Below are 17,093 nucleotides of genomic sequence, written 5' to 3'. Positions count from 1 at the left end.
AAATCGGCCGATTTTCAAAGGAAGAGAGGTTCTCAGGTGCAGATTTTCAAACATATTCTATTCTTTCTCTTAGCACTCATAATTTGTGAAGGGATCGCGATCGGAGCCTCGGCCTGGTCGTATCTGGAATCTTCTCTCGCTTCGTTTGAACAGATCCGGAATCTGTCGGATGAAAGAGCAAGGGATACGATAGGTGCCATTTCTAAATCCAGTGAAGGAAAACTAAACCAGGAGAAGTTGGAAGATCTCAATTTCGCATTCTCTCGTTTGGTAAAAGTAACTTCTGGGGATAAGGAAGGATTTATCATTTCAGAGATCAGTATGGTCACCGATTCCGGAGTCGTGCTCGCTTCGTCTAACGAGGATTATGTGTCCGAACCTAGAAGCAAAAGAAAGCCAGAGTCCAAATTTCTTTCTCTCAGTTATACTTCTGCGCATCGCTTGAGAAAGTGGCAGATCAGCACTCCTATTCTTCTGGAATCTAAGAAAACTTTCGAGAACAATAAGCTGATGACTTTGGTGGCTCCTTATTTTCCTGAGATACTCACTCCAGAAGTCTTATTGTCGATGGCGGTTTATCATCCTGAGAAATTCGAGAGAGTCGCTTCTCTTCATATGAGATATGAAAGAGGGAATTTTGCTCATTTCGTAAGGATCCAAACCGAGCTCTTCTGGTGGACACTTCAGAACAATGCAATCATCGCATTTATCTGTTCTTTGATCATAGGATTCGCTCATATACTCATCAAGAGTGTTAGAACATCCTTTACGAGAGAAGGGGAATATATTGCGAGTCCTTCCGATCCTCCTCTATGGGAGAAGGTTGATTTTGCACAGACTCAGGGGCATATTCGCTGGAAGGAAACAAGTAGTCATTCTCCTTCTTCTCCTCCTCCAATACGCGAAGAGAGATATGTTCCAAGCCGCTCAGATGTTTTGGAAAAACCTATGCCAATCGCAACTCATGTGGGAGCTCCTACAGCTTCCAAAGAGAAAGCGGAAATTTTAGACGCTATTTATCTAGGATAATCTTCTTTGGAAATTCGCACCACAAAAAAGGGAAAGATCTTAAAAGTTGTTCCGAAAGGGATCTTGGATTCTTATTCGGCATTCGACTTAGTTCGTTTCATCAAATCCAGATGGGAAGAAGGTGATAGACTTGTCCTAGTCGTTTCTTCTTCTATAGAATATTTGGAAGAGGATGGTATTTCCTCCTTATTAGAACTCAAAAGCTTTTTCGAGAAACACGGAGGAAGCATTGCATTCAGTGATTGGAATGAAGAAAGTTCCTTGGTCTTGGGACTCTTTGGTCTAAAGCAAGCTTCTAATTTCTTTGTTCATGAGAAAGAGGCAGAGATTTGGTTATCTTCCTTAAAGATAGAAGATAGAAGAACAAAGCCGGAGCCCGGATATGATTCTATTTCTTCTCTACGCCAAACTCGTCCTGTGCAATTTTATTCTTCCGGAAAGCAAAGCCAATCCGCTCCTTTGGAATTCATTCCAGAATTGAGCACTGTTCCGATCCAAGGAGGAGAGCTTGTAAAAGAGAATCCATCTCCTTCTTCCATTGCAAAGAACTTGGATCATTCAGTAGAACAGGCGAGAGCAGCTGCCCAGGAAAGGATCTTGTACTGCGAGTCTTGCAGGTCTCGCTTGCGTATCAAAAGTCTAGGCCGTCATCAATGTCCGAATTGCGGAATTCAGTTTGACGTGAGTAGGACCGGCGGAGTTCGATACTTAGAGAAACTACTCGATTAGTTTTCTTCCGGTCGAACCGGATACGAAGGATTTACTTGTCCCAGGCCGCTAAAAGAAGTTTCGCTCTTTCCTTTTATACTCTCATCTCAAGGATCCTGGGTCTATTCCGAGATCATTTCATGGCTGTCTCCTTCGGGACTGGAATGGTTGCCTCTGCCTTCTCAGTAGCGTATAGATTGCCGAATATGTTCCGTAACCTTCTTGCAGAAGGTACTCTCTCTCAGTCGTTCATGCCTCTCTATTCCGATGCAGGAAAAGAAGGAGAAGAAGCCGCTAGGAGAATGAGCGGTGCCGTCTTAAGTTTTCTCTTTGTTATTCTTCTTTGTTTCGTAGTTCTTGTGTTCACTGTTTCTCCCTTCGCTTTGCCCTTGCTTGTGGGAGGGAGTCCTGAATATTCTGGCCTTGTAGTTGAGCTCACCTATATTCTATTTTTCTTAATCGTTACTGCGAGTCTTTCTTCCATTTACATGGCTATCTCGAATGTGAAGAACCGTTTCTTTGTTCCTTCGCTTTCTCCTATTATATTAAATTTAAGTTATCTTGTGATCTTTCTGGGAGTTTTCCCTTTTGTAGAATGGGAACTTTTGACAAAGGTGCAAGTGCTTTGCTTTGCGATTGTGACTGGTGGTGTGATACAACTACTGGTCCAGGCTTGGTACGTTTCTAAGAATGGAGAGGGTCCGATCTTTTCCTGGAATTATAAGCATCCGGCAATCCAAAAGATATTCAAGCTTATGCTTCCTGCTGCGATCGGAGGTGGCTTTTATCAACTTGGGCTTTTGGTCGATATTTTTCTAGCGAACTGGGTGCAGAACCATAACCCTGGTTTGGGCGCTGTTGTCAGTTTGGATTATTCTCAAAGACTGGTTCAATTGCCTACTGGTATCATAGGTGTTGCTCTTGCGACTACCACCTTGCCTGCGTTACTCTCCGCTTTGAAACAGGATAGGCATGCCGAGGTTCCTCATGAGATGCTGGGAGTCCTGGGTTTTGCTTCCTTCTTAACTGCGCCTGCTGCCTTGGGAATGGGAATACTTGCCGGTCCTATTTTGGACTCTATTTATTTTGGAGGAAGATGGGATCATGTCGCTACGAATACAGCGATACTTCCTTTGGTCTTTTATTCCGTTGCGGTCCCTTTCTATAGCATGAACAAGGTTTTGATCTCTACCTTTTATGCCTTCCAAGACACGAAAACTCCTTTGAAGGTCCAAGCATTTACCTTTGCCTTAAATCTGATCTTAAATTTTTCCTTGGTCTTTTCTTTGAAGCATTCTGCGATCGCTCTTGCGTCTGCCGTTTCTACCATCATCACCTGGACTGTGCTTTCGCGCAGTCTCGCCAAGCATGGTGTTCATTTTCCTTGGAAAGGTTTTCTGAAGAAGGCTAGTCTTCTATTGCTTCCTCTATTGTTTATGGGGATCTTTTTGTTTTTCTATAAAACTTGGGTGCATTCCCCTCTTGTTTCCAATCTGCTTTCGAAGGGACTCAGTTACGCGAATTCTTCTCGCATTTCCCTTTTTATTGCGGTTGTTCCCGCCATGGGAATTTTCTTCGGCTCTAGTCTTTCTTTAGGACTCGAAGAGATAAGATTAATCACTGGAAAAATCTTTCGTAAAAGATAGCATTGTCCGAATTTCCGGATATGAAGATTCGTGTGCGGGTCAAACCGAATTCCAAGAAGCCATATATAGAGAAGGGCGAGGATGGGATTTGGGTCGTCGCTGTTAGGGAACCCGCCACGGAGGGAAAAGCAAACAATGCAATCATCAAAGCGGTTGCAGAAGAGTTAGGCTTGGCCCAATCCAAGGTGCAATTGGTGAAAGGAATGAAAAGCAAAGAGAAGGTTTTGGAGATCCATGAGTAGGAGATCCTACAAATCCTATTTTTCTAGGAGAGCATTGCTTTGCTCTTGTATTGGGCTTTCTCTTTTCTTTGCGGAGCCGGCATTCTCCCAATCGACTGACTACTTCTCGGAACTTACTTCCGAAAGAAAGCCTATCTTAGGAAGCGATAAAGAAGACAAATATATATTTAGATTTCCTCCATTTGCAAAAGTGGAGAGCTGGGGACCCCATTTCTCGGTGGATGCCTTGGTCTTATTTTCTTATACCAATTATCCTAGATTCAAGGAAGTGGATTTCTTTCCCCTCTTCAATTATCTTTGGGCAAAGGAGAATTCTTCCTACAGATCTTATTTCTTTCCTTTGTATTATTCGGATCGGATTGAAACCTCTAAAGGCATCTCTGGCTCGAACTTTTCTCTATTGCATTACAATAAGTTTGAGACCGCTCCGAATTATTCCTCCGAGCTTTGGAGATTCCCTTCTTTTCTGCCTTTAGCAGGAAGCGAAGTAAAGAAGGACGGAGATAAGGTCAGCGTTTTTAGATACGCGCTTCCTCTCTTGTTCTTTCGAAATAAAACTCCGGAAGAAGAAAGGACTCATCTCGTTATTTTTCATTGGGGAAAAGATAAAGACTCATCTTTCGGAGCTGTGCTTCCTCTTTTTTATTGGGGCTCCGGTGCGGATCGTTCTCATTTTACTCTTTTTCCTTTAGTATATTATGATTCTGTAAATTCGGGAAAAGAAGGCTCCTTTTTGACTCCTTTGTTTGGTCGTACTTGGAAGGATAGTACGGTCGGAGAGAATTCGGACTCGGATAGATTTTCTTATATTTTACCTTTCTTTCGTTCCAGTTTTGTGAGAAACGGAGAGACATTGAATTCTCAAACGTATGTTCCGATTCTTTTTAATCGAAAATACGGAAAGGATTTCGGAACGAAGACTAGTTTTCTTTTATTCAGCGGTTGGAGTTCGGGCGAGAAAGGGGATTATACAGGTTCGTATGTATTTCCCTTCCTATTTCATGAAAAAGGAAAGTATTTTCATTTGGTTCCGATGTATTTCAATTTCGGGACTGAAAAATTCGGACTCTTACCCATTCCGTTCTATTCAGAGAACAATGCGACTCAGGCTAGGTTTTATATTCTAAATTCTTATTATTCCAAGAACTGGAAGTCCGAGACTCGATTTGTATTCTTTCCTTTCTTGTACTATAAGTCGGACGACTATTTCAGTTTTCTTCCTTTTCTAGTGAAAGGCAATAGGAAAGGAGACGAGTATACTTTTATTCCACCTTTGCTTACTTATTTAGATCAGGAAACTACTTGGATCTTCAATACGTATGTAAAGAAGGACAAGGCATCGGGTCAGTATAGCAATGTGACTGTTTTTCCATTTTGGTTCTATTCCAATGACGGAAAGAATAAGAGTCATACCCTTTTTCCGATTTATCAGGTCAATCAGTCTGAAAATTCCAGCGAGATCATTACCCCTCTTTATTATAAGAAGGAGACTCCTAAGGAATATTATTCTCTCGTCGGTCCTGTGGAGACCTACGAGTCGGATGCAGAGTCCAGGCTGCGGATCTATCCTCTCTTCTTTTCTGCAAAAACCAAAGATGATTCATTTTGGAATGTAATGGGATTGGCAGGGAGAGGCTTTGATCAAAACGGGGATCCTAAATATACGTACGCATTCCCATTTTACTTCTATAAAAAGAATAGTTATCGGTTAGCTATTCCTTTCTTTTTCAGACTCGGATATGACGAGGATCATTATACTCATTTCGGGATCTTTCATTACTGGAATCGCTCGCCTGAAAAGGATAATACTTGGATCTGGCCTCTATTATGGTTTTCGAATGTAGATAAGGTTCGAAAAGAAGACTTCAGCGTTTGGTTTCCTTTGTATTGGAATTGGAATACTCCTAGAAGCAAGGGAGATATCATGATTCCGTTCTATCTGAACTATGAAGAGGCAGATAAATCATTGCAGTTAGTTCTTGCTTACTCTTCTTCTAAGACTTTGGGAGCCTTTAACGGGTCCGGTGCCTTGGGAGTAGGGGCGACCGAAAAAGATTATTATCTAGATACGGATCTATCACTTTTTTATAATTTGTTCAGCCTTTCTACCAGGACTTCTGTGGACAAACAAAGTCTTCAGTTTTGGAAGGAGAAACATCCACAAGAAGCAATCGCTCAGCCCGAGTCTAAACCGGCTTCCCCTCCGGAAGAAACTGAAAAAGAAGGGATCAATAAATACAATCGTCTCACGAGAGACAAAGTGAGATCCTTCTGGGGAATTTCTGCCTTGTTCGGAATATTCAGCTATGAAGAAGGGGATGATAGACGACATTTCCGTCTTTTGCCTTTAAGCTGGTTTTCCTGGTCCAAGAAAACAGAAGATAAGGTCTATGCGGCTCCCTTCTTCTTTTCGAGTAAGATCGGAGATGAATCTTATTTCGTGATCTTTCCTTTTTATGGACGCCAGGATCAGGCTCAGAATTTCCAAGAATCCTATCTTCTGTTCGGCTTCTTGAGAGGAAAAAAGGGAGAAACAAGAGATTACTCCGTCTTGTGGCCTTTAACTCGTTTTTATTATTCTCCGGAGTCGTGGGGAATTCGAATCTTTCCTTTGTTTGCTCATGATCAATCCAAGGATGTTTCTAGGACGATTTCTCCTTTATATTATAGAAAGAGAATATCCGAAGGCGACACGATGAGTCGTTCTTTTCATACGATATTGCTTCCTCTGTATCATTCCGGTTCGGATCTAGTCTATTCTAAAGATGCAGTCTACGAGGAAAGTTATGATACTCTTTTGCCCTTCTATTGGAGATCCGGGTCTAGGACTCAGTTAGGTTCTTCTGAAAAAAGAGAAACTACTACCTATACCTTGCTTTCTAAATATTCCAATAGCAAAGAGGCAAACGGGACTACGTTTACTAGCTTCTTCTCTCCTTTGTATTTTTTTCAAACTCATAAATTCGGGAACCAAAGCGATGCAGAGGCTACTAAAATTGATTTCTTGCTGATCCCGGGAATGTACTGGGAAAGAAATCAAACGGAAAGCATCTTCTTTCTGCTTGGATTTTATAGAGAAAGCACTCCGACGTCTACGGAGACTAGTTTTCTGGGTTTGATTACTTCTTCCGAATCCAAGGAAAAAGAAAAGACGGAGAGTTCTTTTAGGATCGCCCCTTTTTATTCCAATACTGAATCCTTAAATTCGAACGGAACTAAGAGCAAGACAGTTTGGGGAATTCCTTTTTATTACGATAGGACCGAGAGTTCTGCCGGAAATTGGGGATCGAATAGCATAAATCCTTTCGGTGTATTTAATTCATACGGATCAAAGGATACAAGATCCGAATCTTCTTTTTGGTTCTTGCCGATTCCGTTCTTGTACACCGAAAGTAATGTCTACAGTAGTGGAATTACAGACCAAGAGGTTAGTTTCTTAAAGTTGATCAACTATAAGAAAACAGAGGATCTGAAATCCGCAAAATCGAGTAAAACGGAAGTATCCGCTCTATTCCTGTTCTCTACCAGATCGGAATCTTATGAAGACCAAAAGGGTAAGAACGACGAGTTCGAGTCTTATCTATTTCCTTTGTACTGGTTCAACCGTGAAATAAGAGCGGACTCTAAGAGAACACATTTGAATTTTCTAATATTCTTCGACTATGCGAAGGATGCTTCTAAGAAAGAATCCAGATTGATCCTAGGGCCGTATTATAATGTCTCGAGCGCGAATTCGGAGAACTATGGACTACTTCCTTTGGGAATATTTTCCCAGGATCAGGAAAGCAAGTTTTGGTTCCTTCTAGGTGCCTACGGCTATAAGGAGAAGGGAACGGATCGCTGGGGCTTTGCCGGGATATTCGATACTAATTATGAAGAGGCTTGGAAGAGAAGAAATCTGAATTTCTTTCTTGGACTCATCCACACTGAGTTAGAAGAGCAAAGAACGAGAGTCGCCATCTTGGGAGGAATTCTAGGCGGATACGAGAGTAGGCCGAATTATTCTGACACGAATCTGCTTTGGCTTAGATGGAGATCTTCTCCGGATGATACTCTTGCGAATTTCTTGCCTGTATACTATTATCATTCTGATTCTGCAGGAACTTCCACATTGGTGCCTCCTGTATTAGGTTACTTCTCTTCGGAGAAAGATGGACGTTTCGATATGCTGGGACTAGGTCTTCTGTATTATCGCAATCAGAAGATCTCTCAGGAAGAAGATCTGATGCTTGTCGGGCCGGGACTGTTCTATTATAGACAGTATCCGAATACGAACGGCTTGAATGCGATGGGTATATTGGCATTGCCTGGTCTAGGCGGGCTTCTATGGGATTGGGAATACGAGACTAGAACGAAATATAGTAGATACTCTATTCTAAATTTCTTATATACTAGGACAGTAACTAAGGAAGGAAGCGAATTTAGTCGGATTTTCGGATTCAAATTATAGGAAGATAAAAGAAAAGCCGGAGTCTTTCAACCCCGGCTTCTCAAGCTTTCCGAAAGGAAGAGCGAGCATTACATCATGCCGCCCATTCCTCCCATACCGCCCATTCCACCCATAGGAGGCATTCCGCCACCGTCTTTTTCAGGTTTGTCGGTGATTGTAACTTCTGTAGTTAACAACATTGATCCGATAGAAGCAGCATTTTGGAGTGCAGAACGAACTACTTTTGCAGGGTCAACGACTCCAGCTTGCAGTAGGTCTTCCCAAACCATAGTAAGAGCATTGAAACCTTCGTTTCCTTTTTTACCTTTTGCTTGCTCTACGATTACGGATCCTTCCAGACCTGCGTTAGAAGTGATCATACGGATCGGTTCTTCTAATGCACGGAAGATGATTTTTGCTCCAGTAGCTTCGTCGCCTTCTAATTTAAGACCAGCAACTGCTTCTTGAGATTTTAGAAGAGTTAATCCACCACCAGGAACGATTCCTTCTTCTACTGCAGCGCGAGTAGCTGAAAGTGCATCTTCCACACGGTGTTTTTTCTCTTTCATTTCTACTTCTGTAGCTGCACCAACATGGATCACTGCAACACCACCAGCAAGTTTAGCTAGGCGTTCTTGAAGTTTTTCACGATCGTACTCGGAAGTAATATCTTCGATCTGCTTTTTGATCTGACCTACACGGCCTTGGATATCTTTAGAAGCACCTTGTCCTTCGATGATGGTGGTGTTTTCTTTATCCACGGTGACTTTTTTAGCGCGACCAAGTTGTTGAACGGTTGCGTTTTCCAATTTCATTCCGAGGTCTTCGGAAATCACTTGTCCACCGGTAAGGATCGCGATATCTTCCAACATCGCTTTACGGCGATCGCCGAATCCAGGAGCCTTAACAGCAACGCAAGAGATAGTCTTACGAAGAGTGTTTACTACGATTGTAGCAAGCGCTTCTCCTTCTACTTCTTCTGCGATAATGACCAGAGGTCTTCCTGCTTGAGCAACTTTTTCCAATACAGGAAGAAGGTCTCTCATGGAAGAAATCTTTTTGTCGTAGATCAGAATATAAGGATCGCTTAAAGTAGCGATCATAGCTTCCGGGTCAGTCACCATATAAGGAGAAACGTATCCACGGTCGAATTGCATACCTTCTACCACGTCTAAAGTGGTTTCGATAGATTTTGCTTCTTCTACAGTGATGACTCCGTCTTTTCCGACTTTGTCCATAGCATCTGCGATCAGATTTCCTATATCCTTGTCGTTGTTTGCGGAGATAGTCGCAACGTTCGCGATATCTTTTTTGTTTTCGATCTTAACGGAACGTTTCTTAATGCTTTCTACTGCAGCGCTGACTGCTTTATCGATTCCGTGCTTAAGAGCCATCGGATTTGCGCCTGCGGTAACGTTCTTCAATCCTTCGTTGATGATAGATTGAGCAAGAATGGTTGCAGTAGTTGTTCCATCACCTGCGACATCATTTGTCTTAGTGGAAACTTCCTTAACCATTTGAGCTCCCATGTTTTCGATGGAATCTTCTAATTCGATTTCTTTAGCTACAGTAACTCCGTCCTTGGTGATAGTAGGGGAACCGAATTTTTTATCGATTACTACGTTTCTTCCCTTAGGACCTAAGGTTACTTTTACAGCGTTAGCGAGTTTGTTGACGCCTTCTAAGAGTTTGCGTCTCGCTGTTTCATCATATTCAATAACTTTTGCCATTATACTTTCCTCGGCCGATTACTTTTTCACGATGGCAAGAATATCGCTTTCGCGGATGATTAAGTATTCTTTGCCGTCTGACTTGATCTCAGTTCCGGAATATTTGCCGTAGAGAACGACGTCACCGGGTTTCACTTCTAGAGGGACTAGCTTTCCGTCTTCGTAACGTCCGCTACCAACCTCTACAACTTTTCCCTCTTGCGGTTTTTCTTTCGCAGTGTCGGGAACAAAGATGCTGCCGATTTTTTCTTCGGCTTCTTGTTTAGGCTCAACCAGAACACGGTCGCCCAGTGGTTTAATCGCCATGACTTTCTCCTATTCGAGTCTTTAGCACTTGTAATATATGAGTGCTGGATCGTAAGTTCCAGAAAAAACGAGAGAGGCGTAGGTGGTCAAGCACTTTCAGTCAGAGAGTGCTAAAATACTTCTTAGAATCCGATTTGGACTGCGAATTTTTCATTTCCCGATTTTTGGAAGAAGAAGTCTAACCCTTCTACAATGATCTTACAGGATATTAAGGAATCCTTTTCCTTAGCTTGTCCTTCTTCGACTTCTCCAGATCATATTCTTATTTAGGGCAGTCTTTTGTTTTCGGAAAAGAATTTAATTCGAGTCAGGGAAGGAAATAAGAAACCGGTTTTGGAAGAAGGGGAGTACATCCTCTACTGGATCCGTGCGAACCGACGACTGGCCTGGAATCACTGCCTGGATTATTCTATCCATCTTTCTCAGAAATTCAAGAAGCCTTTGATTATCTTGGAATCCATAATGATGGATTTCGAATGGAGCTCGCCTAGGCTTCATACATTTCTGTTGGAAGGCTTATGCGATACGATAGAAGAAGCTGAAAAATCGGGATTTGCATTCTGGCCATTCGTAGAGACCCCGGATAAAAGATTGAAAGATCATATCCCTTCCATTTTGGAAAGAGCAGCCTTGGTGGTAACGGATGATTTTCCATGCTTCTTTTTGCCGGAACATGCGGAGAAGCTTGCTGAAGATCTAAAATGCAAACTTCTACTGGTGGATTCTAATTCAATCACTCCGTTAGCTTCTTACGAGCAGACTTTTTATTATTCAAGAGTAATAAGACCTCGATTGCATGATCGATTCGCAGAGAGTTATGTTCTTCATTCCGATCCAAAACCTAAATCAAAAGGATTGCCTGATCCCAGAAATATCTCAAAGCCCGATTTTCTTTTTTCTGGAAGGAAGGAGGAAATCCCAGAGTATATTCAAAAAATGAAATGTAAATACCCGGATGTGCTTCCCTTTCCTGGGAGAATCGGCGGACGAAAAGAAGGACTGAGGCTCTTAAAACAATTTGTAAAGACTAGTCTTTCTCATTACTCAAAAGAAAGAAGTGAGCCGCGGCCACCTGATACAATGAAGGCTTCTTCTTTATCTCCCTATCTACATTTTGGAATGATCTCTGTAGAAGAGATCGTTACCGCAGTACTCGACTCGGATCCTAAGGTGGAATGGTCTCCAGATTTTCTGAACCATTCTTATCGAGGAAAGAACGAAGGTTTCTTTCATCCGGACCCGAATGTGAATTCTTTCTTAGATGAATTGCTTACTTGGAGAGAGCTTGGCTATCTTCTATTTTATAGGTCGCCTAGTTTTCGAAAGGATCTTTCTATTCTTCCGGATTGGGCAAAACAATCCTTACTTCTCCACAGTTCGGACAAAAGAGAATACTTGTATACTAAGGAAGAATTGGAGAATGCGAATACTCATGATCCAATTTGGAATGCAGCTCAGAAAGAATTGGTGCTTACAGGTTCCATGCAGAATTATCTACGAATGCTTTGGGGAAAAAAGGTAATCGAATGGACCAGTTCTCCAGAAGAGGCTTTTGCTATATTAGAAGATTTGAATCATAAATATGCGTATGATGGAAGGGATCCGAATTCTTATACGGGGATCCTTTGGTGTTTTGGGGCTTTTGACCGACCTTGGTTTCCCGAAAGAGCAGTCCTCGGAAATATAAGATACATGTCTTCGGAATCAACTGCTAAGAAATTCAAATTAAAACCGTATCTGGAATATATCAAAGGATTAGAAGAAGGATCCGAGCCGGGGCTTTTTGCATAACAGTCGTTATTGAAATCGAAAGAGAAAAGGTTGCGGATTCCGTTCCGTATTGTATGATGTAATCCCGGAGGACGAATATGACTGAAAATAAACAATACAACACTCTCAGCGAATTCTGGCCGTTCTATTTAAGAGAGCATTCCAATAAGATGAACCGAGTTCTACATTTTATAGGAACTTCCTGCGCTCTGTTTTTCATTGTTTCCGCAATCTATTTCTTAAACGTTTGGTATCTGCTTGCTGCATTGTTCAGCGGATATTTCTTCGCTTGGATCGGACATTTCTTCTTAGAGAAGAATCGCCCTGCTACTTTTATCTACCCTGTGAAGTCTTTTATCAGCGACTGGAGAATGTATTTTTGTACGATCACCGGCCAATTAGGCAAGGAGTTACAGAAAGCCGGAGTAAAATGATTTTCTAATATTCCGTTTGTGTAATTATAAGAAGGACCGGAACTTTTTAGAACCGGTCCTTCTTTATTCCATTAGGCTCCTACGGCCACCACAGTTACCGGTTTTTCTTTTCCTTTTACTTGCACCGGAGGTAAGGTCTCTCCTCTAAAATTTGCGCCTGCAAGTTTCCAGGTATCTTCCGAAACGAGAAGCTCCTTGCCGAAGTTCTTGGTCAAAGATTCAATCCTGGAAGCAGTATTGACTGCGTCTCCGATCACTGTGAATTCTGCTCGTCTGCTTGTTTCTATATTTCCGGAGAATACTTCACCGGTATGGATCCCGATGCCAATTTTTACGGCTTCGAGGCCTTTTTCTTCTCTCTTCTGATTGAATTCTCCCAACCTCTCCAGCATTCTCTGTCCGCATTGCAAGGCCCGGATCGCATCGGAGGCGGGATCAGCAGAAGGATAAGGAGTTCCAAATGTCGCCATCACTGCATCTCCTATATACTTGTCCAAAGTGCCCCCGAATTCAAATACGCAATCAGTTAATGTTTCTCTAATGGAGGAAAGGAACTGACTTAACTCTAACGGATCCATGTGCTCGGAGAGTGCGGTAAAATTTCGAATATCCGTGAATAAGATCGTGGCAGTCTGTCTTCTTCCTTCCAATACATCCGGATTAGACATCATTTCTTCCACAACACCTGGAGAAAAATATCTGGAAAGAAGGGAACGTTGCGCTTCTCCTTCTCCTATGCGTCGGATCATGATCAGGGTCCTTAAAATACCGAAACATAAAAATCCTGCAAAGACCAGATATGCCATCGGTCTATCTACCATTGCGTCTCCGAATAATACCTTAGGACCGTTGATATATTCCGGCCAATGGTATGTGAATTCGATCTGTCCGTTTTGGATCGCATATAATAGGATTCCGTAATATACCCCGAAATACAGAATCACACTTAAAAGCACGAGGCGCAGCCTAAACTGGATGAGAGAGGCGGCCAAAGGAAACAGATAGAAATTCAGGATAGGATTCTTAATAAAGAAACCGTAATTGTTCGGGCTTGCAGTATGGGTATAAAAGAGAAGCACTCCCGTGATAATCGCAAAGTCGGAAACAAGAGCTATATAAGTGAATACGCTCACTGCCCATTTTGGACAGGTTCGAATTACGATCGAATGTCCTATAGTGACTAAGGTGAATATGCCGATCCCGATCAAATTAGCAGTATTACTACCCGAATGAAGGTTGGCTAGGATCTGAGAAAGAAAAAAGATCAGCAGCAGATATCGGAATACGTTAGAAACGTAAGCGCCCATTAACTCTTCTTTTTCGAGGACTGTCCGAACGGATTCGTCCATCTTATCTCGGTTGGTTGTATCGAAAATTTTACAAAGAAACTTAGGGAGATATTCTCGAATAGGCATAGGGTCTCAAAATACTCCTTTCCATTTTTGGTTCAATCGTTTCTTATAGATCGAACGAAAGAAGAAAAGAAAAGCAGGCGAATAAAATCAAAGAAAGGTCCGTATCTTGGGAACTTCTTCCCTAGTTCGGAGATCGAATGATTCCCGCTGCTAGACTAGGATGGAACATGAAGAATCGAGTGGCAATCGTTGCCGGTGGTACCGGACTCGTGGGCGGAGAATTGGTTCGAGAATTATTGATCGATCCGGACTGGGACAAGGTATATCTTTTGGCCCGCAAGCCTGTGGAATGGACTCATGCTAAATTAGAATTGATCCTGACCGATTGGGATCACTTGGGCAATTTTCCGAAAAATATTACGGATGCTTTTTGCACCTTGGGGACTACGATCTCTAAGGCGGGTTCGAAAGAGAATTTTAAGAAAGTGGATCTGGACTATGTTGTTTCCTTTGCTAAGGCCGCTAAAGAAGCGGGCTCTAAATCTTTCTTTTTAGTCACTGCATTGGGATCCGATCCGAATTCATTCGTATTTTATAATAAATTAAAAGGAGAAGCGGAAGTAGAAGTATCTAAAATAGATTTTGATACGATTGGGATCTTTCGTCCTTCGCTTTTAGACGGAGAAAGAAAAGAATTCAGATTGGGAGAAAAGATAGGGCAGGCAATTGCTATTGTTCTGAATTCTATCTTGCTCGGGCCAATGAGAAAATACAGATCCATCCATGCAAAGACGGTGGCCAAGGCAATGTTGAACCTGGCTTGGTCCTCCAAGAAGGGAAAATTCAAAATAGAATCGGACCAGATCCAAAGGCTTGGAACAGGTTCGGCTCGCTCAAACTTACAGAATATTCTCTAGTATCTTAGGATCAATTTGATTCCACGATCTTCTTTACGATCTCCGAAGCCTTTTGATTCTCCGGTTCGAGTTCCAGTCCTAACTTCGCAAAATGAGCTGCCTTTTCGGGACGGCCTAGCCTGAAATTCAAGTCTGCAATATGAACTAGATTGGCGGGAATCCCTGGATTGCGAAGTTGTATTCTCTCTGCGAGTTCCAAAGATTTAGTGAAATTTCCAATTTTCTTAAAACAGAAGGAGGCGATATAGATCATATCCGTATCGCCCGGATTTTCTTCTACATAGGTTTCTAAATGACGGCATGCCTTTTGGTAATCCGTATTTCTATAATGCAATCGGATCAGATCCCTTTTCAAGACTTGGTTTTCAGGAGAAAGTTCCAATGCCTCTTCGATGACTTGAATTGCGTTCGAGAGCTTTTTATTCTTCAGAAATTCCTTTGCTTTCACACTTAGATTCTGAACGTCTTTACTCACCTTGGATCTTTTGATCTCCTTTCCTGGATCGTATTCGATCCTTAAAAGAGAGAGGTCATCGGTGATCTTTCCTTTTCTCTCTAATGTGTCTAGAACTGACTGCAAGTCTCCGTTAGAAGATTCGACCGCTTTGAGAAAAAGGGATTCATCTTCATTGATCACTCTTTCTCCATTCGCGACTTGTAATTCCAGATCGTCTCTTCCGTCAGAACCTACGATAAGAATATCATCAGGCTCCAGATGGAATGTCTTAACTGTTAAGCTTTCTTCTATACCCGGAGTTCCCAGTTTTCTGTATTGAAGACTTTCCTCTAAGAAGGAAGCCTTGCCATCTCTATAAAGAACAGACCAAGGATGTTCCGCATTAATATAATATAATAGACCTGCCTGTTCATCCAAGACTCCCAATACCATGGAGACTAACATACTTCCGTCAAAACCCTGAAAGAGCTTATTCAATTCAGTGAATGCATTTTTGATCCATTTCTCAGCATATAGGGAATAGGTGCTTTCGTTCGTTAGAGTTCTTTGCAGGATGGAATGGAATGCGGCTCCTAATACGAGGATTCCTCCCGCTCCCTGAAGCGATTTGCCCATGGCATCCGCATTTAAGAATACAGTGTATTCTTTCCCTCTGAGTAGGATTTCTTGGGCGATACAGATATCACCTCCGATCTCGCTCGCCTTTCCTTTAAATACAAAATTCTTCTTTTGGCGAATGAGGAAATCCACTTTTACTTTCTTGCCGCTTGTGCGATTGATCCCAAGAGGTTTAATCAAGAGAGAAGTGAGAAAGTAATCTCCGTCTTGTTGGTTTTTCAGTTCTTCTACAGTGCGCAGAGTTTCTCTGAGCTCCGAAGTTTTTTCTTCGACCAAGAATTGCAGATGTTCTCTGATCCTTCCTATTTCTCCGGTAGCCTTTGCAAAATCTCGCGCAAACCCTAAAAACTCTTTATCTATAGAAACTAAAGGAAGTTTGCCAGGTCCTCCCGCTGCCAGATCATTTGCGGATTTACTGATCTGTTCCAGAGTCGTAGAGATGGATTGGAAATATAAAATGATCAGAGTGGTTGCTGCAAAGAATGTAAGGCCGATGAAAGCAACAATCTCTAGAGCGGATTTAGGTCCCAAACTTACATAGACCGCCAATACTGTCAGAGAGAGGAGCACGAGAGATAATAAGAATCCGAACTTTCCCTTCAGGCCTAAAAAGCCTGATTTGGTATTAACATTATATGCTCTACCTAATAAGATCTTTTTTAAAAGAACTCTTTTGGGTCCAGTAATGTAATCCGTAATGATATAAGAAAAACCGCAATATACGAATGCTGCAGCAAGCCAGCCTAAAAAGATATACCATAATTCTTTAATATCATATCCTAAGACCAGATACGCGATCACGTCAGTAATAAATACGAAAGAAGCATATCCGAGCGAAGATAGCATGTTATGAGTCGGTAGCCGGATTAAATCGGAGAGAACAGTATCCAGATCTTGGGAGGGAGCATGACGCAAAGAATAGTTCGGATGCAAAGCTTTGTTCACTCTCTTAATATGACTTTCCAATCCTGAAAGACCTAAAGGAGCAAATAGTCCATACTGGGTCCCATGTACCAGGGTCACGAGAAGTGTCGCGCCTAGAAAGGTTAGGACTACCGGATAGTGAGTCTGCAGGGAGAACATAGGGATGGTTGCAGAACCGAAAAAGAATGCATAAACGGCTCCGAACCAAGCACCCGTAAGAGAAAAAGAAACAATAGAGAATGTGTAGGAGATCCTACGATGAATTGCCTCGAATAGGCGGTAAAAATACCTCTGGGTCATTTCGTATTACCTAAGGTGATCCCGATGAAACGCATACGAAAATTGGACGACGTAAAGATCGAAATCACAAGTTCACTTGGAAAGTTATTTTTTACATAACCTTTCCAATGGAAAACGAAAATCTTTTTATTTTAAAAACTTTTGTAGTCTAAGCGAATCTTAAACTTGCAATTCATCGGATTAAAATGATGAACGATCGTTTACGTATGGATCTATTTGAGATCGAAT

The 17,093-nt window shown here is 42.0% G+C and carries 12 protein-coding genes; 8 read left to right on the top strand and 4 right to left on the bottom strand.

Going from position 1 to position 17,093, the window contains the following annotated elements:
* Nucleotides 1-36: 36 nt before the first annotated feature.
* Genes EHO59_RS12685 through EHO59_RS12665 form a run of 5 tightly spaced genes read left to right on the top strand, consistent with a single transcriptional unit; the run spans nucleotide 37 to nucleotide 8,075 of the window.
* Entirely contained in the window at nucleotides 37-1,029 is a 993-nt protein-coding gene (locus EHO59_RS12685) for an LIC_12071 family protein (RefSeq protein ID WP_135588619.1), read from the top strand.
* Between the two features lie 6 nt (nucleotides 1,030-1,035).
* The gene (locus EHO59_RS12680) at nucleotides 1,036-1,758 is read left to right on the top strand and encodes an STAS domain-containing protein (protein WP_135588617.1); all 723 of its coding nucleotides are present in this window, start codon (nucleotides 1,036-1,038) and stop codon (nucleotides 1,756-1,758) included.
* Between the two features lie 35 nt (nucleotides 1,759-1,793).
* Nucleotides 1,794-3,383, top strand: a complete 1,590-nt coding sequence (gene murJ / locus EHO59_RS12675) for a murein biosynthesis integral membrane protein MurJ (RefSeq protein WP_135588615.1) — start codon at nucleotides 1,794-1,796, stop codon at nucleotides 3,381-3,383.
* Between the two features lie 20 nt (nucleotides 3,384-3,403).
* On the top strand, nucleotides 3,404-3,625 hold the full coding sequence (locus EHO59_RS12670; RefSeq protein ID WP_135588613.1) for a DUF167 domain-containing protein: 222 nt from the start codon (nucleotides 3,404-3,406) through the stop codon (nucleotides 3,623-3,625).
* The gene (locus EHO59_RS12665) at nucleotides 3,618-8,075 is read left to right on the top strand and encodes an LA_1737 family protein (RefSeq protein WP_135588611.1); all 4,458 of its coding nucleotides are present in this window, start codon (nucleotides 3,618-3,620) and stop codon (nucleotides 8,073-8,075) included. The genes EHO59_RS12670 and EHO59_RS12665 overlap by 8 nt, the downstream gene beginning before the upstream one ends.
* 68 nt (nucleotides 8,076-8,143) lie before the next feature.
* Here the strand turns inward: EHO59_RS12665 and groL are convergent, their stop codons facing one another.
* Both groL and groES read right to left on the bottom strand, forming a co-directional pair.
* On the bottom strand, nucleotides 8,144-9,784 hold the full coding sequence (gene groL / locus EHO59_RS12660; RefSeq protein WP_135588609.1) for a chaperonin GroEL: 1,641 nt from the start codon (nucleotides 9,782-9,784) through the stop codon (nucleotides 8,144-8,146).
* 18 nt (nucleotides 9,785-9,802) lie between these two features.
* The gene (gene groES / locus EHO59_RS12655; protein WP_016544064.1) at nucleotides 9,803-10,090 is read right to left on the bottom strand and encodes a co-chaperone GroES; all 288 of its coding nucleotides are present in this window, start codon (nucleotides 10,088-10,090) and stop codon (nucleotides 9,803-9,805) included.
* Between the two features lie 279 nt (nucleotides 10,091-10,369).
* Here groES and EHO59_RS12650 point away from each other — a divergent pair, with 279 nt between their 5' ends.
* Entirely contained in the window at nucleotides 10,370-11,881 is a 1,512-nt protein-coding gene (locus EHO59_RS12650; protein ID WP_135588607.1) for a deoxyribodipyrimidine photo-lyase, read from the top strand.
* Between the two features lie 77 nt (nucleotides 11,882-11,958).
* Complete coding sequence (locus EHO59_RS12645) at nucleotides 11,959-12,294, top strand: Mpo1-like protein (protein WP_135588605.1); 336 nt, start codon at nucleotides 11,959-11,961, stop codon at nucleotides 12,292-12,294.
* Nucleotides 12,295-12,365: 71 nt separating this feature from the next.
* Here the strand turns inward: EHO59_RS12645 and EHO59_RS12640 are convergent, their stop codons facing one another.
* Nucleotides 12,366-13,709 carry an adenylate/guanylate cyclase domain-containing protein gene (locus EHO59_RS12640; protein WP_135588603.1) on the bottom strand — a complete coding sequence of 448 codons (1,344 nt, stop codon included), beginning with the start codon at nucleotides 13,707-13,709 and terminating at the stop codon, nucleotides 12,366-12,368.
* Nucleotides 13,710-13,876: 167 nt separating this feature from the next.
* On the opposite strand from EHO59_RS12640, the gene EHO59_RS12635 reads away from it, so the two are divergent.
* The gene (locus EHO59_RS12635) at nucleotides 13,877-14,566 is read left to right on the top strand and encodes an oxidoreductase (RefSeq protein WP_135589134.1); all 690 of its coding nucleotides are present in this window, start codon (nucleotides 13,877-13,879) and stop codon (nucleotides 14,564-14,566) included.
* Between the two features lie 10 nt (nucleotides 14,567-14,576).
* Here EHO59_RS12635 and EHO59_RS12630 read toward each other — a convergent pair whose 3' ends face one another.
* A complete protein-coding gene (locus tag EHO59_RS12630; protein ID WP_135588601.1) occupies nucleotides 14,577-16,865 on the bottom strand; it encodes a PP2C family protein-serine/threonine phosphatase in 2,289 nt (762 codons plus the stop codon).
* Between the last annotated feature and the right edge of the window lie 228 nt (nucleotides 16,866-17,093).

Source organism: Leptospira semungkisensis (assembly GCF_004770055.1).
Lineage (GTDB): Bacteria > Spirochaetota > Leptospiria > Leptospirales > Leptospiraceae > Leptospira_B > Leptospira_B semungkisensis.
Note: the sequence above shows the minus strand (reverse complement) of the source record. Positions and strands in the feature narration are given on the sequence as shown.